This window comes from Kribbella amoyensis (assembly GCF_007828865.1).
Classification (GTDB): domain Bacteria; phylum Actinomycetota; class Actinomycetes; order Propionibacteriales; family Kribbellaceae; genus Kribbella; species Kribbella amoyensis.
In genome coordinates this window covers 874,256-897,728 of the sequence record NZ_VIVK01000001.1, presented here as the reverse complement: position 1 = coordinate 897,728, position 23,473 = coordinate 874,256, and the positions used below count along the sequence as shown (strand labels likewise).

The 23,473-nt window shown below is 70.9% G+C and carries 22 protein-coding genes; 15 read left to right on the top strand and 7 right to left on the bottom strand.

Features of this window, described 5'->3' with window-relative positions; genetic code table 11:
- Nucleotides 1-19 precede the first annotated feature (19 nt).
- Nucleotides 20-1,444, top strand: coding sequence for a beta-N-acetylhexosaminidase (locus FB561_RS04315; protein WP_145803240.1), 1,425 nt, complete (start codon nt 20-22; stop codon nt 1,442-1,444).
- On the opposite strand, the gene FB561_RS04310 is transcribed toward FB561_RS04315, so the two are convergent.
- On the bottom strand, nt 1,441-2,601 hold the full coding sequence (locus tag FB561_RS04310; protein WP_145803238.1) for an alpha/beta hydrolase family protein: 1,161 nt from the start codon (nt 2,599-2,601) through the stop codon (nt 1,441-1,443). The two genes, FB561_RS04315 and FB561_RS04310, sit on opposite strands and share 4 nt — an antisense overlap.
- A gap of 117 nt (nt 2,602-2,718) precedes the next feature.
- On the opposite strand from FB561_RS04310, the gene FB561_RS04305 reads away from it, so the two are divergent.
- On the top strand, nt 2,719-4,152 hold the full coding sequence (locus tag FB561_RS04305; RefSeq protein WP_145803235.1) for a WS/DGAT/MGAT family O-acyltransferase: 1,434 nt from the start codon (nt 2,719-2,721) through the stop codon (nt 4,150-4,152).
- Between the two features lie 27 nt (nt 4,153-4,179).
- On the opposite strand, the gene FB561_RS04300 is transcribed toward FB561_RS04305, so the two are convergent.
- Nucleotides 4,180-4,812, bottom strand: a complete 633-nt coding sequence (locus FB561_RS04300; RefSeq protein WP_145803233.1) for a VOC family protein — start codon at nt 4,810-4,812, stop codon at nt 4,180-4,182.
- Nucleotides 4,813-4,907: 95 nt separating this feature from the next.
- Here FB561_RS04300 and FB561_RS04295 point away from each other — a divergent pair, with 95 nt between their 5' ends.
- Nucleotides 4,908-5,360, top strand: a complete 453-nt coding sequence (locus tag FB561_RS04295; RefSeq protein ID WP_145803231.1) for a group II truncated hemoglobin — start codon at nt 4,908-4,910, stop codon at nt 5,358-5,360.
- Nucleotides 5,361-5,380: 20 nt separating this feature from the next.
- Here the strand turns inward: FB561_RS04295 and FB561_RS04290 are convergent, their stop codons facing one another.
- Nucleotides 5,381-6,124: a DUF3109 family protein gene (locus FB561_RS04290; RefSeq protein ID WP_145803229.1), complete on the bottom strand. Its 744-nt coding sequence runs from the start codon at nt 6,122-6,124 to the stop codon at nt 5,381-5,383.
- A 157-nt stretch (nt 6,125-6,281) separates the two neighbouring features.
- Between FB561_RS04290 and FB561_RS04285 the strand changes: the two genes are divergently transcribed.
- The 4 genes from FB561_RS04285 (at nt 6,282) to FB561_RS04270 (ending at nt 9,649) form a co-directional block, all read left to right on the top strand.
- Complete coding sequence (locus FB561_RS04285; protein WP_145803227.1) at nt 6,282-7,214, top strand: Ppx/GppA family phosphatase; 933 nt, start codon at nt 6,282-6,284, stop codon at nt 7,212-7,214.
- A 22-nt stretch (nt 7,215-7,236) separates the two neighbouring features.
- A complete protein-coding gene (locus FB561_RS04280) occupies nt 7,237-8,097 on the top strand; it encodes a sugar phosphate isomerase/epimerase family protein (RefSeq protein ID WP_145803225.1) in 861 nt (286 codons plus the stop codon).
- Between the two features lie 95 nt (nt 8,098-8,192).
- Entirely contained in the window at nt 8,193-8,915 is a 723-nt protein-coding gene (locus FB561_RS04275; protein WP_145803223.1) for an ABC transporter ATP-binding protein, read from the top strand.
- Nucleotides 8,912-9,649: an ABC transporter permease gene (locus FB561_RS04270; RefSeq protein WP_145803221.1), complete on the top strand. Its 738-nt coding sequence runs from the start codon at nt 8,912-8,914 to the stop codon at nt 9,647-9,649. Before FB561_RS04275 ends, FB561_RS04270 begins: the two co-directional genes overlap by 4 nt.
- Nucleotides 9,650-9,658: 9 nt before the next feature.
- Here FB561_RS04270 and FB561_RS04265 read toward each other — a convergent pair whose 3' ends face one another.
- A complete protein-coding gene (locus FB561_RS04265) occupies nt 9,659-10,696 on the bottom strand; it encodes a DUF695 domain-containing protein (protein ID WP_170284573.1) in 1,038 nt (345 codons plus the stop codon).
- Nucleotides 10,697-10,924: 228 nt separating this feature from the next.
- Here FB561_RS04265 and FB561_RS04260 point away from each other — a divergent pair, with 228 nt between their 5' ends.
- The 3 genes from FB561_RS04260 (at nt 10,925) to FB561_RS04250 (ending at nt 15,402) form a co-directional block, all read left to right on the top strand.
- Nucleotides 10,925-11,854, top strand: coding sequence for a proline dehydrogenase family protein (locus FB561_RS04260; RefSeq protein WP_145803219.1), 930 nt, complete (start codon nt 10,925-10,927; stop codon nt 11,852-11,854).
- Between the two features lie 219 nt (nt 11,855-12,073).
- A complete protein-coding gene (locus tag FB561_RS38495) occupies nt 12,074-12,583 on the top strand; it encodes an excalibur calcium-binding domain-containing protein (RefSeq protein WP_238334644.1) in 510 nt (169 codons plus the stop codon).
- A 326-nt stretch (nt 12,584-12,909) separates the two neighbouring features.
- Complete coding sequence (locus tag FB561_RS04250; protein WP_145803217.1) at nt 12,910-15,402, top strand: tetratricopeptide repeat protein; 2,493 nt, start codon at nt 12,910-12,912, stop codon at nt 15,400-15,402.
- 2 nt (nt 15,403-15,404) lie between these two features.
- Here the strand turns inward: FB561_RS04250 and FB561_RS04245 are convergent, their stop codons facing one another.
- Nucleotides 15,405-15,893 (bottom strand): hypothetical protein, encoded by a 489-nt coding sequence (locus FB561_RS04245; RefSeq protein WP_145803215.1) that lies wholly within the window; start codon nt 15,891-15,893, stop codon nt 15,405-15,407.
- Between the two features lie 123 nt (nt 15,894-16,016).
- Here FB561_RS04245 and proC point away from each other — a divergent pair, with 123 nt between their 5' ends.
- The 4 genes from proC to FB561_RS04225 all read left to right on the top strand — a co-directional run bounded on the left by proC (nt 16,017) and on the right by FB561_RS04225 (nt 20,865).
- Nucleotides 16,017-16,820 carry a pyrroline-5-carboxylate reductase gene (gene proC / locus FB561_RS04240; RefSeq protein WP_145803213.1) on the top strand — a complete coding sequence of 268 codons (804 nt, stop codon included), beginning with the start codon at nt 16,017-16,019 and terminating at the stop codon, nt 16,818-16,820.
- Nucleotides 16,821-17,057: 237 nt separating this feature from the next.
- Entirely contained in the window at nt 17,058-17,504 is a 447-nt protein-coding gene (locus tag FB561_RS04235) for a hypothetical protein (protein WP_238334643.1), read from the top strand.
- A 236-nt stretch (nt 17,505-17,740) separates the two neighbouring features.
- Nucleotides 17,741-18,499, top strand: a complete 759-nt coding sequence (locus FB561_RS04230; RefSeq protein ID WP_145803209.1) for a beta-phosphoglucomutase family hydrolase — start codon at nt 17,741-17,743, stop codon at nt 18,497-18,499.
- The gene (locus FB561_RS04225) at nt 18,496-20,865 is read left to right on the top strand and encodes a glycoside hydrolase family 65 protein (RefSeq protein ID WP_145803207.1); all 2,370 of its coding nucleotides are present in this window, start codon (nt 18,496-18,498) and stop codon (nt 20,863-20,865) included. Before FB561_RS04230 ends, FB561_RS04225 begins: the two co-directional genes overlap by 4 nt.
- A 210-nt stretch (nt 20,866-21,075) precedes the next feature.
- Here FB561_RS04225 and FB561_RS04220 read toward each other — a convergent pair whose 3' ends face one another.
- Nucleotides 21,076-21,834 (bottom strand): endonuclease/exonuclease/phosphatase family protein, encoded by a 759-nt coding sequence (locus tag FB561_RS04220; protein ID WP_145803205.1) that lies wholly within the window; start codon nt 21,832-21,834, stop codon nt 21,076-21,078.
- 88 nt (nt 21,835-21,922) lie between these two features.
- Entirely contained in the window at nt 21,923-22,921 is a 999-nt protein-coding gene (gene trpS, locus FB561_RS04215; RefSeq protein ID WP_145803203.1) for a tryptophan--tRNA ligase, read from the bottom strand.
- A 213-nt stretch (nt 22,922-23,134) separates the two neighbouring features.
- Between trpS and FB561_RS04210 the strand changes: the two genes are divergently transcribed.
- Nucleotides 23,135-23,386: an amphi-Trp domain-containing protein gene (locus FB561_RS04210; RefSeq protein ID WP_145803201.1), complete on the top strand. Its 252-nt coding sequence runs from the start codon at nt 23,135-23,137 to the stop codon at nt 23,384-23,386.
- The last annotated feature ends 87 nt before the right edge of the window (nt 23,387-23,473 follow it).

Below are 23,473 nucleotides of genomic sequence, written 5' to 3'. Positions count from 1 at the left end.
CGACCCCCTTGGAGTCCGGATGCCCGAAATCGCGATCGTCCCCGCACCCCGTGAGCTCGTCGTCGAGGAAGGCCGCTGGGTCACCGCCGACCCGGGCACCGAGGCCGTCCGGACGGTGGTGGAGAACCTCGCCGAGACCGAGTACCGGATCGACGTGACCGCGGAGGGTGCGCGGCTGTCGGCCGGGTCGGCGGAGGCGCTGCTGTGGGCCGACCAGACGTTCCTGCAGCTGCTCGACGCGGCGGAGCCGGCCGAGGACGGTGCCGTCGCGGTGCCCGCGGTCCGGATCGCCGACGCGCCGCGGTTCGGCTGGCGCGGGCTGATGCTCGACGTCGCGCGGCACTTCCTGCCGAAGGAGTTCGTGCTCCGGATCGTCGACGTGGCCGCCCTGCACCGGCTGAACGTGCTGCACCTGCACCTCACCGACGACCAGGGCTGGCGGGTCGAGATCGACGCGTACCCGAAGCTCACCGAGATCGGTGCGTGGCGGGACCAGACGATGGTCGGCAAGATGTCGCACGAGCAGACCGAGTTCAGCTTCGACGGACAGCGGCACGGCGGCTTCTACACCAAGGACGACCTGCGCGAGATCGTCGCGTACGCGGCCGAGCGCGGGATCACGATCGTGCCCGAGATCGACCTGCCCGGGCACATGCAGGCGGCCGTCGCGGCGTACCCGGAGCTGGGCAACCACCCGGACGAGCCGATCGGCGTCCGGCAGATCTGGGGCATCAGCGACGACGTGCTGAACGTGAACGACGCGACCGTGGACTTCGTCCGGACCGTGCTGCGTGAGGTGCTGGAGATCTTCCCCGGCCCGTACATCCACCTCGGCGGCGACGAGTGCCCGGCCAAGCAGTGGCGCGAGTCCGACGAGGCGCAGAAGCGGCAGGCCGAGCTCGGCCTGACCGAGGCGAGCCAGCTGCAGGGCTGGTTCACCGCGCAGGTCGCGTCCGTGCTCGCCGAGGACGGCCGCCGGCTGGTCGGCTGGGACGAGATGGTCGAGACCGACTGCCCGAAGGACGCGGTGATCATGGCCTGGCGCGGCGCCGACCGCGGCGAGATCGCGGCGAAGGCCGGCCACGACGTGGTGATGGCGCCCTGCGAGTCGGTCTACTTCGACTACTACCAGGGCGATCCGGCGACCGAGCCGCTGGCGATCGGCGGCTTCATCCCGCTGGAGAAGGTGTACGACTTCGAGGTGGTCCCGGCGGGCCTGACCGAGGAGGAGCAGGCCCGCATCGTCGGGACCCAGTGCCAGATCTGGACCGAGTACATGGAGGGCCCGGAGCAGGTCGCGTACATGCTGCTGCCGCGGCTGTCCGCGTTCGCCGAGCGCGCCTGGGGCTCGCCGCGGACGTCGTACCCCGAGTTCCTCGACCGGCTGCGCCCCCACCTCGGCCGGATCGAGAAGCTCGGCCTCGACTACCGCCCGCTCGACTAAGGCGTCTGCCGCACCGCCTCCGGGTACCGCGGGTCGGCGCCGTCGAGGATCGGCGCTGACGGCAGGCCCCGGAGGTGGTGGTCGAGGAACCCGGTGACCAGCGCGCGGGTGACCTCGTCCGTGCGGTCACCGTCGAGCGGCGCCTCCGGGTCGGCCGGGAGCCCGAAGCGCTTGGCCAGCGGGGCGAAGTCGGTGAACGACAGATGCCCTGTCTCCGGCAGCACGAACCACCGCCGGTACCCGGTCAGCAGGTTCCAGCTGTCGTCCCACGACCGGTCCACCTCGTCGCCCGGAGTGTGCGTGCCCGGTGCGCCGACCAGGAGGAACGGCTTCCGCACTCCGGTCGAGGGGAGCGGCGTGAAGAAGGTGCCGTCCAGGTTCACCCCGGCGTCGATCCGCGGATCCGCGACCATCGCGTCCGCGGCCGAGTTCCCGCCGATCGAGTGACCCGCCATCCCGATCCGGCGGGCGTCGATCCACCGGCTGCCGCGCCACCCCGGCTTCGGACCGACCAGGTGGTCCAGCACGAACGACACATCGGCGGCCCGGATCGGCGGGACCTGTTCCGCCTCGCCGACCTCGCAGGCCACGCAACTCTTCACGGTGCCGTCCGGGAATTCGGTACCGCTGGACTCGTACGCGTGGTCGATCCCGGCGACGACGTACCCCTTGCTCGCCAGGTCCTGCGCGAGGCTCGTCAGGGTCGCGACCGGCAGGGTGAAGCCGGGGGAGAGCACGACCAGCGGGTACCGGTGCAGTGCCGGCCGGATCGGGGTGCCGGTCTTCGCGACGCCGCGGACACCGGCGATCGCCTTCGGGTCCAGCGGGAGTTGCCGGAAGTCCACCAGACCCTTGGCCTCGGCCTCGGTCAGGTACGGCGCGGGCTCGCCGGGCGTGGGCAGGGCCGGATACCAGACCGACACCATCAACCGGCGTGATCCGGACGCGGGCACCCACGGATCGGTGCGGGAGCGGTCGACCAGCTCGAACCGGTCGAGGCCGACGGGCAATCGGCCGGACGGCACGGGCAGGCTGACCGCGGCCTCGGTTCGGATGGAGGCCGTGGTCGCCGGAGCGGCGGTGGACGGCAGAGCTGCTGCGGTGACGCCGAGTGCGGCGGTCAGCACGAGAGCTGTAGTACAGGCGATGAGCTTCATACCTGTGAACCTAGGAATCGACCACTGTCCGCGGTCACTGCCGATCGTCAGTGCCGCCACCCCCTTTCGTCAGGTACCGCGGGCTTGTGAGGATGGGCGGCGAGCCAGGGAGGCCGGATGACCGCGGTGGGGCCGTTGGACGCGATGTTCCTGCTCGGTGAGACGCGGGAGCAGCCGATGCACGTCGGTGGCTTGATGCTGCTCGAGGTCCCCGACAGCGCCGGCCGCGATCACGTGTTCCCCGACGGCACCGACCGCGACTACGTGGCCACGCTCTACCGCGAGATCGTCGAGCAGCAGCAGGTGAACCCGCTCTTCGCGCAACGCGTCCGCAACCGGGTCCGCGAGCTCGGGTACTGGTCGTGGGAGCCGGACGAGGAGATCGACCTCGAGTACCACGTGCGGCTGTCCGGACTGGCCCGGCCGGGACGGTACCGGGAGCTGTTCGAACTGACCTCGCGGTTGCACGGGACCCTGCTCGACCGGCATCGGCCGCTGTGGGAGATGCACCTGATCGACGGGATCGAGGGCCGCCGGTTCGCGATCTACCACAAGGTGCACCACTCGATGATCGACGGCGTGACCGCGCTGCGCTGGATGCAGGCCACGCTGACCGACGACCCGAACCGGACCGGCATGCCCCCGACGTACGCCCTGCCGCCGCTCGACGCACCCGCGGACGTGGTCGCCGAGGAGAAGGCGGCCGTGTGGTCCGAACTGGCCCGCACGGGTGGTCGCGCGGCCGGCGGGACCTGGCGGGTGCTGTCCGATCTGGTCGGGCTGACCCCGGTCGGGTTGAAGAGCGCGTGGCACGCGGTCCGGTCCGAGCATTCGCCGGTCGCGTTCCAGGCGCCGATGACGATCCTGAACGGGCCGATCACCGGCGCCCGGCGGTTTGCGGCCCAGTCCTGGCCGAAAGAGCGGCTGGAGAAGGTCCGCGCGTCCACCGGTGCGACGCTCAACGACGTGCTGCTGGCGATGTGTTCAGGTGCCTTGCGCAACTACCTGCTGGACCTCGGCGCCCTGCCGGACCAGCCGATGACCGCGATGGTGCCGGTCTCGCTGCGGACGGGCGATCAGGACGCGCCCGGCGGTGGCAATGCGCTGGCGACCCTGATCGCCGACCTGGCCACTGACGAGTCCGATCCGGAGCAGCGCATCCGCCGCATCACGGACTCGACCGCCTACGGCAAGCGGGTGCTCTCCCAACTGACCCCGCTGCAGAACCTGATGATCGGCGCCCTCGGCCTCGGCGCCGCCGGACCCGCGGCCGTCGTACCGGCGCTGGCCGGCCGCACACCCCCGCCGTACAACGTGGTCATCTCCAACGTCCCCGGCCCAGGCAACGGCCCGCTGTACTGGAACGGCGCCCGCGTTCTCGGCATGTACCCGGCCTCGGTCGTCCTCAACGGCCAGGCCCTCAACATCAGCGTCACCACCTACGACCGTCAGGTCCACTTCGGCCTGACCGGCTGCCGCCGCACGGTCCCGCATCTCCAACGCCTCCTCCAAGACCTGGAGACCGCGCTCGTGGACCTCGAACAACTCTAAGTACTAGTTGTCAACAGCAACGGAAAATCACAGCCGGACGGTGCCGTTCGGGGTTTCGAAGACGGCGGCGACCAGGCCGGGCTGGCCGTTGGGGCCGACCCAGTCGACCTCGAGGTCGTCGAGGAGGTGATCGGCCGGGTGGCCGAGCCAGTCGCTGACCCGGGTCGGGTCGCCGGCGATCTCGAGGGCGGTCAGGCGCAGCCCCTTGCCACCGACGGACGGGTGCTGGCCGAGGTCGTCCCAGTGCACGAAGAAGGGCAGCTGGGGGTCGGAGATCAGGCCCTTGACGCCGATCTGGCGCCAGGTCAGGTTGACGCCGTCGGGGCGGTGCCGGTTACCGGGGACCGCCTCCCGGCCGAGGCGCCGCTCCATCCGCTCCATGTCCCGGACCGCGACCACCCAGCCGAGCCAGCCGCCACCGAGCTCCTTGCGCGCCCGGACCGCCTGGCCGAACGGGGCCTTGTCGGACGCCGGGTGGTCGAGCACGTCGACGACCTCGATGTAGCGGTCGTTCTCCAGCGGCAGGATGTGGTTCACCGTGCCGAAGCGGGGGTGCACGCCGCCGTCGACGAAGTCCGCCCCCAGCAGCGCGGACAACCGGTCGACGGTGGCGCGGTAGCCGTCGGGCCCGGCCGCGTACGAAAGATGATCCAAGCGCATGTCAGCCATTGTGGTACCAACGATCCGGACGCGCTGCCTCAGGGTGTCGTCCCGGCGGTCTTGGCGCCGTCGCGCGGTTCTGCCAGCCTGAGGAGATGGCGACGGTTTACGAAGCGGCGGGTGGGGCGGACGGAATGCTGCGGCTGGCGCACGCCTGGCACGAGCGGGTGATGGCCGACGAGGTGGTCAGCCACGCGTTCAGTCACGGATTCCGGCCGGACCACACCGAACGGCTGGCCGCGTACTGGACCGAGGCGCTCGGCGGGCCCGCGGCGTACTCGGAGGTGTACGGCGACGAGACCTCGGTGGTCCGCATCCACAGCGGCAACGGGCCGCACGAGGAGATGGACCGGCTCGCGATCGCCTGCTTCGACCAGGCTCTCACCGACACCGGCTTGGGCACCGACGACCGGCTCCGCGCGGTACTCCACGACTACTTCAGCTGGGCCACCACGGTCACGATGGCGAAGTACCACGGCTCCCGCGACCAGGTCCCGCAAGGCATGACGATCCCGCGCTGGTCCTGGGACGGCCTGGTCGAGCCCTGAAACTTGCTCAGGGCAACGGGCTACTGCTTCGAGGCGGGGTGCGGCAGCAACGGGCGGGCCGCTTCCAGGTGGCGGCGGCAGTACTCGGCGAGGACGTCGTACGCCTTGAGGCCCATCAGCGTCTGCAGCTCGACCTTGCTCGACTCGAAGACCGCCTCGACGCCGATGTGGGCCTCGGTGTTCCCGGTGCAGTACCAGTCCAGGTCGTGCCCACCCGGACCCCAGCCGCGCCGGTCGTACTCGCCGATCCCCACCTCGGTGTACGACGTGCCGTCCGGCCGCTCGACCTCGCGGAAGGTGCGGCGGATCGGCAGCTGCCAGCACACGTCCGGCTTGGTCTCGACGAAGTGCACGCCCCGCTTCAGCGCGAGCCCGTGCAGCGCACACCCGGCGCCGCCGGAGAACCCGGGCCGGTTCAGGAAGATGCAGGCGCCCTCCCAGACCCGGGTCTTGCGGTCACCGTCCTCGTCGGTCTCCACCCAGCCGTTGGACCTGCCCTCCTTGCGGAACTGCCAGTCCTCCTTGCCGAGCTGCTTGACGTACCCCTTCACGCGCTTCTCGTCGTCTTCGTCGGAGAAGTGCGCGCCGAGCGTGCAGCAGCCGTCGTTCGGGCGGCCCTTGTAGATCCCGCGGCAGCCGCCGCCGAAGATGCAGGTCCAGTTCGACGTCAGCCAGGTCAGGTCGCAGCGGAACACCTGGTCGGGATCGTCGGGGTCGACGAACTCGACCCAGGCACGGGGGAAATCGAGAGAAACCTCAGGCACCCGAAAAGCGTACGCGCCCCCTGCCGCCTTCCGAACCGCGGCGGGCCCCGGAGAGCGGAACGAGTTTGCCTGCCGGGCGGTAGGTGACGCCTCAAATCCCCGGGAAGACGGAACCGCGCCGGACGAGGCATGCACCGTCGTCCAGTAGCGTGAGGGTATGCGGCTCGGCGTACTCGACGTGGGATCCAACACCGTCCACCTGCTCGTGGTGGACGCGCACCGTGGTGCCGCGCCGCTGCCGGCGTACTCGCACAAGACCGAGTTGCGGCTGGCCGAGCACCTGGACCAGGACGGCAACATCGACCGGTCCGGGGCCGACGGGCTGGTCGAGTTCGTCCAGGAGGCGGCCGACCTGGCCGAGGACAAGGGCTGCGAGTCGGTGCTCGCGTTCGCCACCTCCGCGCTGCGCGAGGCGCCGAACGGCGAGCAGGTGCTGGAGCGGGTCGGCAAGGAGACCGTGATCGACCTGACCGTGCTGACCGGGCAGGACGAGGCGCGGCTGACGTTCCTCGCCGTCCGGCGGTGGTTCGGCTGGTCGTCGGGCCGGCTCGCGGTGTTCGACATCGGCGGCGGCTCGCTGGAGATCGCGGCCGGGTCGGACGAGGAGCCGACGGTGGCCGTCTCGGTCCCGCTGGGCGCCGGCCGGCTGACCCGGGAGGGGCTCACCACCGACCCGCCCGACAAGGACGAGGTCCGCGCCCTGCGGAAGCGGATCCGTCAGGAGATGGCCGCGGTCGCGGGCGACGTCCTGCGCGCGGGCCGGCCGCAGCGCGCGGTGGCGACCAGCAAGACGTTCCGCTCGCTCGCCCGGATCTGCGGTGCGGCGCCGTCCGACGACGGCCCGTATGTCCCGCGAGGGCTGCGGCGCGAGGACCTGGCCGAGTGGCTGCCGAAGCTGATCAAGATGACCGCCGCCGAGCGCGCCGACCTGCCCGGCGTCTCGGTCGGCCGGTCCAGCCAGTTGGTCGCGGGGGCCCTGGTCGCGGACGCCGTGATGGACCTGTTCGACCTCGGGTCGCTCGAGGTCTGCCCGTGGGCGCTGCGCGAAGGCGTCATCCTGTCCCGGCTGGACCAGTTGCAACCCCGATGAACCAGCGCGAAGGCAAGCCCCGATGACCAGCAGCACGGCCGCGAAGATCGGCCTGTCCACCGCGTCCGTCTACCCCGAGTCGACGGCCAGCGGGTTCGAACTCGCGTCCCGGCTCGGCTACGACGGGGTCGAGGTGATGGTCGGGATCGACCCGCTGAGTACCCAGATCGACGCGATCAAGCGGCTGGTCGAGTACCACCAGCTGCCGGTGCTGGCGATCCACGCGCCCTGCCTGCTGATCACCCAGCGGGTCTGGGGGACCGATCCGTGGGGCAAGCTCGAGCGCAGCGCGGAGGCCGCCAAGGAGCTCGGCGCCGACGTCGTCGTGGTGCACCCGCCGTTCCGCTGGCAGCGTGACTACGCCCGCGGTTTCGTCGAGGGGATCGCCCGGCTGGAGGCCGAGACCGGGGTGATCTTCGCGGTCGAGAACATGTACCCGTGGCGCGCGCCGGGCAAGGGCCTGCAGGCGTACGCGCCGAGCTGGGACCCGACCGAGCAGACCTACGCGCACACCACGCTGGACCTGTCCCACTCGTCCACCGCCGAGCAGGACTGCGTCGAGCTGGCCGCGACGATGGGCGCCAGCCTGACCCACATCCACCTCACCGACGGCACCGGTTCGGCCAAGGACGAGCACCTGGTCCCGGGGCGGGGGACCCAGCGCGCCGCCGACCTGCTGCAGGGCCTGGCCGCAGGAGACTTCCGCGGCCACATCATCATCGAGATCAACACCCGCCGAGCCGCCAGCCGGTCCGAGCGCGAGGTGGACCTGATCGAGTCGCTCGAGTTCACCCGCAAGCACTTCGCCCGGACCGACGACGCACCCCGCCGCTCGGCCTTCGCGGTGACCAGCGACGGCGAGGTGTCGGAGCTCAACCCGTGACCACCAAGCGGCGCGGCCACCTTCCCGGAGTCGCCGGACGGCCGGCCGCGGCTGACGGCGATGCTGGTCGGTGTCCTGGCGGCTAAATTCATCACGTGGTGAAAAACGCCGTCGAGTGCCGGGACGTCGTCGTGGTCCGCGGTGACCGGGAGGTCCTGCACGGGATCACCTTCGGGCTGCGGACCGGGTCCGTGACCGGGTTGCTCGGGCCGTCGGGCTGCGGCAAGACGACGCTGATCCGCGCGATCGCGGGGCTGCAGGCGAAGGTGACCGGGGACGTCCAGGTCCTCGGGTCCCCGGCCGGTACGCCCGGGCTGCGCGGCCGGATCGGGTACGTGACGCAGGAGCCCAGCGTGTACGGCGATCTGACGGTGACCGAGAACCTGCGCTTCTTCGCGGCCGTCCTCGGGGTCGGCGCCGCCGACGTGGACCGCGTGATCGACGCGGTGGACCTGCGCAGTCACGCCGATGCCCGGGTCGACCGGTTGTCGGGTGGGCAACGATCCAGGGCCTCGCTCGCGGCCGCGTTGCTCGGGAGCCCCGAGTTGCTGGTGCTGGACGAACCGACGGTCGGCCTCGATCCCGTCCTCCGGCGCGACCTGTGGGACCTGTTCCACCGGCTCGCCGACGACGGCGCGACCTTGCTCGTCTCCAGCCACGTGATGGACGAGGCGAGCCGATGCGATCGCCTGTTGTTGTTGCGGGACGGCGACCTGCTCGCCGACGACACCCCGGACGCGTTGCTCGACGCGGCCGGTGCGGTGGACATCGAGCAGGCGTTCCTCACCCTGATCGAGCGGAAGGCGAGGACCCGATGACTCTCCGCGTCACCTTCGCCGTCGCGGCCCGGGTGGTCGCGCAGTTGCGCCGCGACCACCGGACCGTCGCGATGCTGATCGTGTTGCCGGCCCTGCTGGTCAGCCTGATGTGGTGGATGTTCACCGACTCGCCGGCCACCTTCGACCGGATCGGCGGTCCGCTGCTCGCGGTGTTCCCGGCGATCATCATGTTCATCGTCACCTCGGTCGCCACCCTGCGCGAACGGTCCAGCGGGACGCTGTCGCGGCTGTTCACGTTGCCGATGGCGAAGCTGGACTTCCTGCTCGGGTACGCGCTCGCGTTCGCGGTGATCGCCGTGGTCCAGGCGGCCGTGGTCGTGTCGATCTCGCTGTACGCGCTCGACCTCGACATCCGCGGACCCGCTTGGCAGCTGGGCGTTGTCGCGGTGCTCGACGGCGTCCTCGGGACCGCGCTCGGGTTGTTCGCGAGCGCGTTCGCGGCGACCGAGTTCCAGGCGGTCCAGCTGATGCCGGCCGTGATGATCCCGCAGCTGCTGCTCTGCGGGCTGTTCCTCCCACGCGACCAGCTGCCCGGCGTCCTGCACGCGATCTCGGACGTGCTGCCACTCTCGTACGCCGTGGACGCGGTGGTCGGTGTTGCTGCGGGCAACGGTTTCGGCCAGGGGGCCGGGGTGGACGCGTTGGTCGTGGTCGCGTTCGTCGTCGCCGCCTTGGCACTGGGAGCGGCGACCCTCAGACGACGGACCGCCTGAGCCCTCGTCTCAGCCGGCCAGGTGGCGCACGTTGCGCCAGGCCGGATCGCTGGACGAGCGGACCTCGATCGGGCCGTGCGACCAACCGCCGAGTGCGGCCCGCAACTGCGAGGCGGCGGGCGTGGTGCCGTCGACGTAGAAGTGCAGGGTCCGGGTGCCACCGAACGTCTCGTGCGCGAGCAGCCGGCCGGAATCGCCCAGCCGGTTGGTGAGGTGGTCCTCGAGCGCGCGCAGGTGGTCGAGCATGTCGGTCTCGGGCAGCCCGTCGTCGCGGACCGACCGGTACCCGACCGCGATGCCGACATGGGTGTCGAGATGCGGCAACCGGATCGACCGCAGCGGTACCTCCGTACTCGCGATCAGTCGTTGCCCGTCCTGCTCGCCCTCCAGCAGCCGCCAGGTGGGATCCCCGTCCTCGGTCGTGAACTGCGCGGCGAAGGCGGCGACGGCGGGGAGCAGGTCGCGGATCGGGACGGCGTCGGCCGGCCGGTCGGGGAGTACCTCGACGGCACCGACCCAGGTCTCCACCATCTCCTCGCCGAGGGTGAGGTCGAGCAGCAGGAACGTGATCCGGCGACGCGCGTCCTCGGGCAGGTCCAGGAACACCGGGTGGTGCACCCCGACATGGACGGCCGCGGCCGAGTCGTCCGGGACGGCGGTCACCCAGGCCGCGTCGATCTCGACCGCCGGCAGTCCCGTGAACCGCAGCGTGAAGGTGGGCGCCGGGCGTCGCAGGTCGGCGTACTCCCAGAGCCAGTCGGACGGCGGTGCCGCGCGCAGCCACCGCCGGGCGACCGCACGGACCGCGGGATCGCCGGCCGCGGTGACGACGAGGGCGTGCTGGGCGTGCAGTCCCGGGCCGAGTTCCCAGTCCAGCGCCTTGTCGATCCGGTGCACGTGGTCGGCGAGCACGGCGCTGATCGCGTGCGGATCCTGCCGGGCGATCGACTCGGCCAACGCGGTCCCGCCGTCGTTGGCCCACCACTGCCAGAAAGCCTCGATCGGATCCCCCGATCCCCGTCCCCGCCACCGTCGCAGGCTGCGCATCCCCGCATCCTCTCCCGTCATCGGTGCACGCCTGGCCGAGTGCGTCCCGACACTCGGATCCGGCCGGTCGCTTGTGGTGGCCGGGGTGGGTGTCCGATGCTGGGCTGGCGCGGACCAGTGGGGCGACTGGTGTGGTCCGGGCCACACGATTAGGGCGGTCGCGTCCAGGCGCGTAGCCTGCTGACACCCCTGGCAGTGCGGCCGGGTGGCGAGGAGGAGGAACGCGTAGTGCTTCGGCGAATCCTGCTGGGCGTGTCCCGCAGTCCCCAGATCAAGAAGGCCGTCTCGTCCCTGCCGGTGTCCAGTGGCATCGTCGCGCGGTTCGTGGCCGGCGAGACCGCGCCGGAGGCCGTGCTGGCCACCGAGAAGCTGGTCAGCAACGGGCTGCAGGTCACCCTCGACCATCTCGGTGAGGACACCACCGACCTGGCCGCGGCGACCGCCACCGCCGATGCGTACCTGGAACTGCTCAAGCAGCTCGCCGAGGCCGGTCTGACCGCGAACGCCGAGGTCTCGGTCAAGCTCTCCGCGGTCGGCCAGGCGCTGCCCGGCGACGGCGAGAAGATCGCCCTGGAGAACGCCCGCACCATCTGCCTGGCCGCCCGTAACGCCGGCACCACGGTCACCCTGGACATGGAGGACCACACCACCACCGACTCCACCCTGGGCATCCTGCGCGAACTACGGCAGGACTTCCCGGAGACCGGGGCCGTGCTGCAGGCGTACCTGCGCCGTACCGAGGCCGACTGCGTCGATCTCGCGTACGCCGGGTCGCGGGTGCGGCTGTGCAAGGGCGCGTACAAGGAGCCCGAGTCGGTCGCGTACCAGGACAAGCGCGCCGTCGACAAGGCGTACGTGCGGGCCCTGAAGGTCCTGATGAACGGCGACGGGTACCCGATGATCGCGTCGCACGACCCGCGGCTGATCGCGATCGCCGGTTCGCTCGCGGACCGGGCCCGCCGCGCCCACGACAGCTACGAGTACCAGATGCTGTTCGGCATCCGCCCCGAGGAGCAGCTCCGGCTGGCCCGCGAGGGCAACACCGTCCGCGTCTACATCCCGTACGGCGAGGACTGGTACGGCTACCTGGTGCGCCGCCTCGCCGAGCGGCCCGCCAACCTGCAGTTCTTCGCCCGGTCCCTGGTCAGCAAGAAGTAGCCCCGGGGCAGGAAGCTGCAAACCGCCGCCTGAAGGTCCCGGCCGAGGCGGTCGTGACCTAAGCTCCCCGGTGAGCAACTTCCAAGGGGGGAAGAGGTCGTGAGGCGTTTTCACACGCCGCCTGGCTGGCCGGAGCCGCCGAGTGTTCGGTGGCGACCGCCGAAGGGTTGGGCACCCGATCCGAGCTGGCCGGCGGCGCCGGTCGCGTGGGCGTTCTGGGTGGACGAGAACAGATATCCGGTCCGTGGACCGATCGGCCGGTACGGCGGTCCGCGGGTCTGGCCGATCGGCGTCGTGGCCGCGGCGGCGGTGCTGCTGGCCGTGCTGGTGATCACCACGCCGTTCGGGGCCGGCGATCCGGTCGCCGGTTCGCGGCCGACGCTCGACGCCGCGCCGCCGGGGATCGGCGCTGACGTACCGGTCGAGGAGGACAGCTCGGTGGCGCCGACGCCCGCCGAGACGGTCACCGTCACGCCTACGCCGACGCGGACCTCGATCAGTCCGACGCCGACGCCCACGCCGCGCAGACGCGAGGCGTTGACGCCGACCCCGACGCTGTCAACCGCGCCGACCGCGACGCCGGTCCGGGTGACGGAGGCGGTGGCGTTCAGGAGCTGTGCCGAGGCGCGGGCCGCGGGCAAGGCGCCGCTGCGGCGCGGCGAGCCGGGGTACTCCAGAGACCTCGACCGGAACGGCGACGGCGTCGCCTGCGACCGCGGCAACTCCTGATCCGACGCGGGGCCTGGCCTGAACCGAAGACCGGCCGGGCCGGGCCCATGGGGGTGGGTCCGGACCGGCCGGTCGCACACGTTCCCCCGCGCGTCGGACGGGACGGCGACGTGTGAGTCGAGAGCACCCCAATCCGCGGGTGCCGGCTCCTCGTTTCCGAGCTTGGTACGACCACGACCCTGCTGGTTCGCGTTGCCGGTGTCGCCGATCTCGACCAAACTCGATCAGGCACGTGCGACGGCGTCGGTCGTGTCAGGGGAGGGGCAGTGGGGCGAACGGGGAGAACAGCACCACCGGAACCAGGCGGAGCGCGCACCGTCGACGAGTTGGCCGCGCGGCTCCGAGCGCTGCACAACTGGTCCGGTGTGTCGTACCGCGAGATCCACCGTCGCGTGCTCGCGGCGCGGCGGCAGCGCGGTACGGCGGAACTGCCCGCGTACAACACCGTGTACCGCTGTCTGCAGCCGCAGCGCAGTCGGCTGGACGTCGAGCTCGTGGTCGACATCGCGGCCGTGTTGCTGCAGGACGAGTCCCTCGTCGCGCCGTGGCGGCAGGCTCATCAGGTGGTCGTCGGCCGGGCCGCGGACGCCGCGATCGTCAGCGTGACCGACAGCATCCCGGCCGCACCGGCGTTGTTCGTCGGCCGGTCCGCCGAGGTCGCCGACCTGCTCGCGGCCTGCGAATCGGGGACGACGCAGTTCGTGCTCGGCGGGATGGCCGGGGTCGGCAAGACCCAGCTCGCGCGGTACGTCGCGCATCGGCTGCTCGACGCGGGACTGGGCAACGAACTGCAGTTGGCGGTGGACCTGCGCGGCTTCGATCCGCAGCGGCCGCCCGCCGATCCCGCCGCTGTGCTGGACGGATTCCTGCGCCGGCTGGGTGTTCCGGGGAGTCAGGTGCACTGCCTCGATCTCGCCGGCCGGGTTCGCCGGTTCCGGCAGCTGATGGCCGACCGGAAGGCGATCGTCCTGCTCGACAACGCGGCGACCGAGGACCAGGTCTGGCCGCTGCTCTCCGCGAGCCCGCACTGCGTCACGCTGGTGACGAGCCGGTACCAGCTGTGCGGCCCGCCGGACGTCCGGTCACTCGCGCTCGACGTGTTCAGTCCGGGGGAGTCGCTGGAGTTGCTGAGCGGCGTCGTCGGTGAGCGGGCGATCGCCGACGACCCGGTGACCGCGGCCCGCATCGCCCGGCTCGTCGGTCACCTGCCGCTCGCCCTCGCCGTGGTGGCCGGCCGGGTGACCGAGTCGGCCGACTGGTCCCTGCGCGACCACCTGGAGCGCCTCACCGAACACCGCGAACGGCTCCGCCTCGACGGTGGTGTCGAGCCCGCGCTCGCGTTGTCGTACGAGGCGCTGCCGTCCGAACGCCGGCAACTCCTTCGTCTGCTCGCCCTCCATCCCGGCCGCGACTTCGACTCGTACGCCGCTGCCGCCTTGTCCGCGCAGTCCCGCGAGGAGGTGCTGCACGATCTCGCCGAGCTGGTGCGGGCGAGCCTGGTCCAGCCGGGGGCGCCCGGGCGGTTCGTCCTGCACGACCTGGTCCGCGTGTTCGCCGCCGACCGGTCCCGCGACGAGGATCCGGGCAGCCTGCGCCGGGAGGCGTTGACGAGGTTGCTCGACCACTACCGCTGGACCGCGGCGCAGGCGGCCGCCGGGTACGCGCCGCACGAGGGAAGCCATCGGGTCATGGTGGTGAACCCCGGGACCGGCTACCCGCCTGTCGAGACCAGGGAAGAGGCGAAGGCGTGGCTGGACGCCGAACGCGCCAACCTGGTCGCCGTGGTGCGCGCCGCGGCCGACAGCGGACGCCCCGGTCCGGTCACCGACATCTCCACGGTCGTGCACTACTACCTGGACACGTCGGGGTACTTCCGCGAGGCCGAGCTGATGCACGACTGCGCGGTCGCCGTGGCGGACGACGACACCGCGTTGAGCCGCGCCTGGAACAACCTCGGCTGCGTGTACTGGCGACTCGGCCGGTACGCCGACGGCCGGGACTGCTACCAGCGGGCGCTCGAACTGACCCGCCGGACCGGCAACCGGGTCGGAACCGGCAAGTGCCTCGGCAACGTTGCCCTCGGCCACTTTCGGCTCGGCCGCTACCCGGAGGCGATCGACTGCTACCGGCAGGCGCTCGCGATCCTCGAGGAGGAGGGCGAGACGCTGATCTCCAGCGCGAGCACGACCCGCGGCGGACTCGGCTGGGGCCTGCTGAGGATCGGCCGGTACGCCGAGGCGCTGGCCGAGTTCGCGCAGGGCCTGGAGACCGCGCGGTTGCTCGGCGAGAACACGTTCGAGGAGGCGTACGCGCTGACCAACGTGGGCATCGCGCACGAGCACCTCGGCTGCTTGCCGAAGGCCACGGAGTACGGGGTGGCCGCGCTGGCGTTGTCACGGCGGCTCGGGTTCCGGTCGGGGGAGAGCGACAGCCTCAACCTGCTCGGCCGGATCCGGCTCGCCGAGTTCGACCCGTCGGCGGCCGTCGAGTACCAGCAGAGGGCGCTCGAGCTCACCATCGACACCGGCAACCGTTCGCTCGGGGTCGAGATCCGCAACGACCTCGGTGCGTCGCTGTGCGCGGCAGGGCGGTTCGGCGAGGCACTGGAGGAGCACCGGCTCGCCCTGGTGGTAGCCGATTCGCTGGAGGACCGCTACGAGATCGCACGGGCGCACCGTGGCCTGGCCGAGGCGCTGGACCGGAGGGGCGAGGACGGGGCCGAGCACGTGCGACTGGCGAGTGCCTTGTTCGTGGAGATGGGGACGCCGGAGGGCCGTCGTACCGCCGGCGCCCCCGCGAAAGGGCGCCGACGGGACTGACGTCAGCAGCGGGTGCCGGTGGAGGCGTGGAAGTACGGGCTGAACACCGTCCAGTTCCGGGTCACGCCGTCCTTCAGTTCGTAGAACCGGAACCGCACACAACCGTCCTCGCGGTGGTCGTACGTGCACTCGCCCCAGCCCTGCGCGGCCGGGAGTGCCCCGCAGTACCGGTTCTTGCCGTAGTTGGTCTGGACGTGCACGACGGCCTGCCAGCCGTTCGCGTTCAGGTCGCGGATCCACTGGTCGTCGCCGTCGTACTCGTAGCAGGACTGCGCGTACGCCGACTCGACGTACGGGCGGCAGGCGGCCGGCGGCGAGGCGAGCGTGGTCATCGACGAGGACGCCTTGGCGACCGGTACCGCGGCCACCGGCGCCGTGGGGCTGCCGTCGCCGACGGACCCGGTCGGCGCCGCGCTGGCGAGCGTGGCGGTCCCGGCGACGAGCACTGCGGCCCCGGCGAGCGCGCCGAGGGTGCGGGTGAGTCTGGACATGGGCGGTGTCCTTTCGCTGGTAGCGATGATCGGACCACCAAGGTGCGCCCGGCGGGCCGCTGCCGTCCCGGATATCGACCAATCTCGATCAGCACCTGGTGGTCACCCCGATAACCTGAGGCCATGACTAGTCAGGTGGCCATCCTCGGAGCCGGTGTGATGGGCGAGACCCTGCTGTCCGGGCTGTTACGGGCCGGGCGGCGTCCGGACGAGCTGCTCATCACCGAGCGCCGGGAGGAACGCGCCACGGAACTGCGCGAGCGGTACGGCGTGGACGTGGTGACGAATCTCGAAGCGGCCAAGCGCGCGGACACGTTGATGCTCGTCGTGAAGCCGCAGGACATGCCGGAGCTGCTCGCCGAGATCACCCCGGCGGTCCGGCCGGAGCAGACCGTGGTGTCGCTCGCGGCCGGCATCACCACCGGGTTCGTCGAGTCCCGGCTGCCCGAGGGCGTCGCCGTGGTCCGGGTGATGCCGAACACCCCGGCCCTGGTCGACGAGGGCATGGCCGCGATCTCCCGCGGCGCGCACTGCGACGAGAGCCACCTGGTACTGGCCGAGAGCCTGCTCGCCGCGACCGGCCGGGTCGTCCGCGTCCCGGAGAAGCAGCAGGACGCGGTGACCGCGATCTCCGGCTCCGGTCCGGCGTACCTGTTCTTCGTGGTCGAGTCGATGATCGAGGCCGGCGTCCACATGGGCCTGCCCCGCTCGACCGCCACCGACCTGGTCGTCCAGACCGTCGTCGGCTCCGCCAAACTCCTCCGCGAAACCGGCGAGCACCCCACCGTCCTCCGCGAAAGAGTCACCTCCCCGGGCGGCACCACAGCAGCCGCCATCCGCGAACTCGAGGACCACAAAGTCCGAGCAGCCTTCCTCAGCGCCATAGAAGCAGCCCGAAACCGCTCCCGAGCCCTCGCCGCCGAGTAACTACGCGATACGGCCGGGTAACCGCGGCGGCGGTCCAAGCGCTATGGTGGTCGCCGCCGTTTCCTGCTCGGACAAGGGATGAGTCGAACTATGGTCCCGCCCATGGGTAATCGATCGGGTGCGTCTGGTGCCGCTGTACCGCGGGCGGTCGAGGACGTGCCTGCTGAGCAACTGCCCGGATTGCCTTGGCGGGTGCCGTTGGATCGGGCGCCTTGGTGGGCTTGGGGTTTGTTCTTGGTGCCTTTCGTGGCGGTGCCGCTGCTGAACACGTGGTTGTGGATGGGTGGGCGGGATCTGCTCGCCGTCGCGTTGTTCACGATCATCGGGGCTTCCGTCGTGCGGGTGGCCGGTGGGGTCGTGTTGTACCGGGTCGAGGTGACCGCGACCGCCTTGAAGGCCCGGACGAGTCTGCTGGTGCGCAGCCTGGCTTGGCAGGACGTGGACCGGGTCGAGGCCGGTGAGGGGTTCGTCGTGCTGACCACCGGCCAGGACGAGAACGAGATCAACGGCATCACCAAGGACCGCTCGCCGTACGTCGCAGGCGTGATCGAGGCCGCCCGCAGAGCCGCCGCCGACCAGCCCGTACGCCGCGCCCGCCCGCGCCCGGGGCTCGGGGTCCTCCTGGTCCTGCTCTACCTGGTCCTCTCCGTCGGCGCCTTCGCCTGGAAGTGGCACCTCGTCTGATGTAACCAGGCATGACCGTAGGGCATGTCTCCTTGCCCCGCGCGTGCTGCGCGGCACTCGGCACGGCACCTCGCCGCACGGGAGCAAAGACGACGATGCACCAGCATCGACGCCTTCCCTCCCGCACGCCGAGCTACCGCACCGAGCACCTGCTCGCGACTGCGCGGGGCAAGGAGACATGCCCTAGGCTGAATCACCGCCCAACCGGAAACAGTGCCGATCGGGGAAGGTGAGCAATGCTGGGACTGCCCGAGCGGATCAGGGCCTGTCTGTTCGACCTGGACGGGGTTCTGACCGACACCGCTGCTGTGCACGCGGCCGCGTGGAAGGAGATGTTCGACGACTTCCTGCGGACCTGGGCCGACCAGCACGGTGAGCCGTTCGTCCCGTTCGACGCCCGGGACGAGTACGACCGGTACGTCGACGGCAAACCCCGGATGGACGGTGTGCGCGACTTCCTCGCCAGCCGGCACATCGAGCTCCCCGAGGGCGAACCGGGCGATCCACCCGCACATCTGACCGTCAACGGTCTCGGCAACCGCAAGAACGAGGTCGTTCTCCGCCGGATCCGGACCGACGGCGTCAAGGTGTTCGAGGGATCCCGGCGGTACCTGGAGGCCGCCCGACGCGCCGGACTCCGCCGTGCCGTGGTGTCGTCCAGCGCGAACACCCAGGAGGTCCTCGAGGTCACCGGTCTCGCGCAGTACGTCGAGGAGCGGGTGGACGGCGTGACGATCCAGCAGGAGCACCTGCACGGCAAGCCGGCGCCCGACACGTTCCTGGCCGCGGCTCGCCGGTTCGGGCTGGAGCCCGCGGAGGCGGTCGTGTTCGAGGACGCGCTGGCCGGGGTCGAGGCGGGCCGGAGCGGCGAGTTCGGGTACGTCGTCGGTGTCGACCGGGTCGGTCAGGCCGCCGAACTGAAGGAACACGGCGCCGACGTCGTCGTGCAGGACCTGGCCGAACTGCTCGACGAGGACGCGGAGGCGGGCCGATGATCGACCGCGGACACCACCCGATCGACCCCTGGCGGCTCCGCGAGACCGAGCTCGACCTGGACAAGCTGGCCCAGTCGGAATCCCTGTTCGCGTTGGCGAACGGGCACATCGGCCTGCGCGGCAACCTGGACGAGGGCGAGCCGTTCGGCATCCCGGGCAGCTACCTGAACTCCTTCTACGAACGCCGCCCGCTGCCGTACGCCGAGGCGGGCTACGGGTACCCCGAATCCGGCCAGACCCTCGTCGACGTCACCAACGGCAAGCTGATCCGGCTGCTCGTGGACGACTCGCCGTTCGACGTCCGGTACGGGCAGCTGCACACCCACGAACGGTCGATCGACTTCCGCGAGGGCATCCTGCAGCGCGACGTCGAGTGGACCTCGCCGGGCGGCAAACGGGTCAAGGTCCGGTCCCGCCGGCTCGTCTCGCTGACCCAGCGAGCCGTCGCCGCGATCGAGTACGTGGTCGAGGCGGTCGACCAGCCGGCCCGGTTCGTGGTCCAGTCCGAGCTGGTCGCGAACGAGACCCAGCCGCGGTTGTCCGACGATCCCCGCGTCGCCGCCGTCCTGCAGAACCCGCTCCAGGCCGTCTCGCACGACAGCGACCACGAAGAGGTGGTGCTGCTCCACAAGACCCGGGCCAGCGAGTTGCTGATGGCCGCGGGGATGACGCACCAGGTGGACACGACGACCCGGTACGAGCTGGACGTCGATGTCCGCGACGACTGGGCCCGGACCACGGTGATCTGCGAGCTCCAGCCCGGCGAGAAGCTGCGGGTGACGAAGCTGGTCGCGTACGGGTGGTCCAGTCTGCGCTCGGAGACGGCGATCAGCGACCAGGTCGCGGCCGCGCTGGCGAGCGCGAAGTTCTCCGGGTGGGACGGGCTGGTCAAGCAGCAGCAGACGTTCCTCGCCGACTTCTGGGACGCCGCCGACGTCGAGGTGCACGGGCATCCCGAGTTGCAGCAGGCGGTCCGGTTCGCGTTGTTCCACGTGCTGCAGGCGGGAGCACGGGCCGAGCGGCGGGCGATCCCGTCGAAGGGGCTGACCGGCGCCGGGTACGACGGCCACACCTTCTGGGACACCGAGGGCTTCGTCCTGCCGGTGCTCACGTACACGATGCCGGACGCGGCGGCCGACGCGCTGCGCTGGCGGCACTCGATCCTGCCCGAGGCGAAGGAACGCGCGGCCGTGCTCGGCCTCCGCGGGGCCGCGTTCCCGTGGCGGACGATCCGCGGTCCGGAGTGCTCGGGGTACTGGCCGGCCGGGACCGCGGCGTTCCACCTGAACGCCGACATCGCCGACGCGGTGGTCCGGTACTACCTGGCCACGGACGACACCGACTTCATGGAGGAGGTCGGCCTCGAACTCCTGGTCGAGACGGCCCGGCTGTGGATCTCGCTCGGCCATCACGACCGGTACGGCCGCTGGCACCTGCCCGGCGTGACCGGCCCGGACGAGTACAGCGCGGTTGCCGACGACAACGTCTTCACCAATCTGATGGCCGCGCGCAACCTCCGCGCCGCCGCCGACGCCACCTCGCGGCACATGGCGAAGGCGCGGGCGCTGGGCGTGGACATGGAGGAGGAGGCCACCTGGCGGGACGCGGCCGGCGCGGTCCACATCCCGTACGACAAGGAGCTCGGAGTCCACCCGCAGTCCGAGGGCTTCACCGGGTACGCCGAATGGGACTTCGAGGCCTGGCGCGACCGGTACCCGCTGATGCTGCACGCGCCGTACTTCGAGCTGTACCGCAAGCAGGTGATCAAGCAGGCCGACCTGATGCTGGCCACGTACTGGTGCAGCGAGGCGTTCACCCCGGAGGAGAAGGCCCGCAACTTCGACTACTACGAACGCCTGACGGTCCGCGACTCGTCCCTGTCGGCCTGCGTCCAGGCGGTGATGGCGGCCGAGGTCGGTCACCTCGACCTGGCCTACGACTACGCGTACGAAGCCGCGTTGATCGACCTGCTCGACCTGCACCACAACACCGGCGACGGCCTCCACATGGCGTCCCTCGCGGGAGCGTGGACAGCCCTGGTGGCCGGATTCGGCGGTCTCCGCGAACGAAGCGGCCACCTCTGCTTCCAGCCGGCACTCCCGGACGGCATGACCCAGCTGGCGTTCTCCCTGCGCTGGCGGGGAGTACGGCTCCGCGTCGAGATCCACCACCGGCACGCGACGTACACCGTCCACGACGGCCCGGATGCTGCCATCACCTTGAGCCACGACGGCGAAGAAGTCACCGTCACAGCCGGCAACCCGGTCACCCGCCCGATCAAGAAACGCAAACCCCTGCTGCCCCGACCGACCCAACCCCCAGGCCGAGAACCTATGTCAGCCCTAGGCCGCAACCACTCCGCCTGATCCGATCCACAGCGTGCATCAGACAGGAAGCACCAGATCCCGGACCCGTCGACGCCGGACGCCGGCGCGGTCCTGACCGGTCTGCTCAGCTTCTGAGCCGCAGGCTCAACCACACCCGCGAGCGTGCTCGCGTACCCAGCCCGAGGATTGCGGTGGACTGGGCGGCGGGTGAGCGGCGCAGTACTGATTCTCCCTTGTTCCCAAAGGTTTTCAGGGAAGTTGGAGGGTTGCGGCGACCGGCCAGTGGTCGCTGGGGAGGCGGCCTCCTGGGCGGTGGTGGGAGACGGCTGCTTCCAGGATCTCCCAGGTTTTGCTCAGCAGGATGTGGTCGATCCGGTGGTGGTCCGTCGCACCCGTGAACTCGTGCTCGGTCCCGCCCGCCTCGGCCGGGATCGCGTCGATCCAGCCTGCTTCGGTCAGGGCTCGCAGCGGGGCTGAGCCTGGTTCGGAGTTCAGGTCGCCCATCGCGATCCAGTGCAGGTCCGGCTCGGCCGACATCCACCGGTCCAGCAGGCGCGACGACTCCACCCGGGCCTGCTCACCGACGTGGTCGTAGTGCGCGTTCGCCACGCCGATCCGGACACCGTCGCGGTGGACGAGGCGTACCAGGGTGGCGATCCGGGTCAGGTCCGCGTCCCAGCCGACCGATCCGGGGACGGCCGGTTCCGCCGACAACCAGCGCGTCTCGTGCGACTCGATGCGCCAGGCACCCGACTTCACCATCACCGCCGAGTGCTCACCCGCGCTCACGCCGTCGTCCCGGCCGGCGCCGACGATCTCCCACCCGGCGAACCGCTCGCGCAGGTACTCGAGCTGGTCGGGCAGCACTTCCTGCAGCCCGACCACCTCGGCGTCCAGGGCGGCGATCGCGTCGGCCGTGGCTTCCCGGCGGACCGGCCAGGCGTTCTCGCCGTCGGGGGCGGACGAGTTGCGGATGTTGAACGTGGCGACACGCAGCTGAAGACTCACCCGCTCGATCCTGCCAAACCCGCGCCCCCGCCAAACCACCCCGCCCTACCGTCTCGTCGGCCGAGACTCCCCGGTCAACCAGGCCTCTTCAACCGGCCACGGGCTCCAGCGCGACCACGTCGCCCCGGCTTCCGGCCAGCCCCATCGCCTCGACCGCGGCCCGCAGACGCGGAGCACTCGCCTCGATCGCGCGGTCCCGTCCTTGCGCCAACATCGCGTCCACGGCGCCGGGCTCCCCGGCCAGGACGGCGTACTGCTTCTGCAGTGGCTCGATGACGGCCAGCACCGCGTCTGCCACGTCCTTCTTCAGCGCGCCGTACGTCGTGTACGCGTCCGCGAGCGCTACCGGGTCCCCGTCCGTACACGCTGCGAGGATCTCCAGCAGATTCGTCACACCGGGCTTCATCACGTCGTCGTGCCGGACCTCGGACCCCGAATCGGTCACCGCCCGCATGATCTGCCGGCGGATCACGTCGGCCGGGTCGAGCAGCCGGATCGTGCCGACCGCGTTGTCCTCGTCCGACTTGCTCATCTTGGTCCGCGGATTCGCCAGGTCCTTGACTCGCATCGCCAGCGCCGCCTTGTCCAGCCGCGGCACGACGAACGTCTCGCCGTACTCGCGGTTGAACCGGATCGCCACGTCGCGGGCCAGTTCGACGTGCTGGTCCTGGTCACCGCCGACCGGGACGCGATCCGTGCCGTACAACAGGATGTCGGCCGCCATCAGACACGGATACGTGAACAACGACGCCCGGGTCATCGGCCGGCCCCGGCCCTTCTCCTTGTACTGGATCATCCGGGACAGCTCACCGACGTACGAGGTGCACTCCAGCAGGTACGCCAGTTGCGCGTGCGCCGGGACGTCGGACTGGACGAAGACCGTGCCCGGTGGGAGGCCGGCCGCGAGCATCAGGGTCGCGGTCTCCCGGGTGAGGGCGGCGAGTCTTCGCGGGTCGTGTTTCGTGGTCATCGCGTGCAGGTTCGCGACGAAGTAGAAGCCGTCCGGATCGGTGAACCGCCGGAGCGCGCCGAGGTGGTTGCCGAGCGTCAGCCGGCCGGACGGGGTGATGCCCGAGAGGGTGGTCATGGCAGTGGTCCTTGTCGGTGTCGGGCCCCACCGAGGACAAACAAAAAGGCCGCCTCGGCAAGGCGGCCTGGGGTGCGTGTGAACGCTGCGGGTCCGCCGTCAGGCGGCCCACCACAGCTGCAAGGTCTGCTGGTTCACGCTGCCACGGTACCTGGCGCCGGCCGGGGGGCGCCAGTACGGGGTGCGACCCCGGTGGCTGGGAGGATCGGGCGCATGAGTGAGCGAGATGTCGAGCGCAACTATTCGGTTCCCGAGTTCGCGGCCAAGCTGCGGCGGCTCGCGGACGCGCTGGAGTCGGGCAAGCCGTTCCGGATCCAGATCGCGGGCGAGCGGTTCACCGTGCCGCGGAACGCGCAGATCAGTGTGGAGCACGAGCGCGGCGACTCCGAGGAAGAGGTCGAGTTCCAGCTGAAGTGGAGCCTGGCGGACGCCGAGGAAGCCGACGACGACGAGGCCGAAGTCTGACCCTGTTCACCCCCAAAGGCCGGCGAGGAATCCCCTCGACCGGCCTTTTGTCTTCTCGGTCAACGGTTGTTGACGAGGGTGGTCCGG

Bases quoted from the DNA above. Each gene is read 5' to 3' on its own strand.
- FB561_RS04315 (WP_145803240.1), top strand. From the start codon at position 20: ATGCCCGAAATCGCGATCGTCCCCGCACCCCGTGAGCTCGTCGTCGAG.
- FB561_RS04310 (WP_145803238.1), bottom strand. From the start codon at position 2,601: ATGAAGCTCATCGCCTGTACTACAGCTCTCGTGCTGACCGCCGCACTC.
- FB561_RS04305 (WP_145803235.1), top strand. From the start codon at position 2,719: ATGACCGCGGTGGGGCCGTTGGACGCGATGTTCCTGCTCGGTGAGACG.
- FB561_RS04300 (WP_145803233.1), bottom strand. From the start codon at position 4,812: ATGCGCTTGGATCATCTTTCGTACGCGGCCGGGCCCGACGGCTACCGC.
- FB561_RS04295 (WP_145803231.1), top strand. From the start codon at position 4,908: ATGGCGACGGTTTACGAAGCGGCGGGTGGGGCGGACGGAATGCTGCGG.
- FB561_RS04285 (WP_145803227.1), top strand. From the start codon at position 6,282: ATGCGGCTCGGCGTACTCGACGTGGGATCCAACACCGTCCACCTGCTC.
- FB561_RS04280 (WP_145803225.1), top strand. From the start codon at position 7,237: ATGACCAGCAGCACGGCCGCGAAGATCGGCCTGTCCACCGCGTCCGTC.
- FB561_RS04270 (WP_145803221.1), top strand. From the start codon at position 8,912: ATGACTCTCCGCGTCACCTTCGCCGTCGCGGCCCGGGTGGTCGCGCAG.
- FB561_RS04265 (WP_170284573.1), bottom strand. From the start codon at position 10,696: ATGCGCAGCCTGCGACGGTGGCGGGGACGGGGATCGGGGGATCCGATC.
- FB561_RS04245 (WP_145803215.1), bottom strand. From the start codon at position 15,893: ATGTCCAGACTCACCCGCACCCTCGGCGCGCTCGCCGGGGCCGCAGTG.
- proC (WP_145803213.1), top strand. From the start codon at position 16,017: ATGACTAGTCAGGTGGCCATCCTCGGAGCCGGTGTGATGGGCGAGACC.
- FB561_RS04230 (WP_145803209.1), top strand. From the start codon at position 17,741: ATGCTGGGACTGCCCGAGCGGATCAGGGCCTGTCTGTTCGACCTGGAC.
- FB561_RS04225 (WP_145803207.1), top strand. From the start codon at position 18,496: ATGATCGACCGCGGACACCACCCGATCGACCCCTGGCGGCTCCGCGAG.
- trpS (WP_145803203.1), bottom strand. From the start codon at position 22,921: ATGACCACCCTCTCGGGCATCACCCCGTCCGGCCGGCTGACGCTCGGC.
- FB561_RS04210 (WP_145803201.1), top strand. From the start codon at position 23,135: ATGAGTGAGCGAGATGTCGAGCGCAACTATTCGGTTCCCGAGTTCGCG.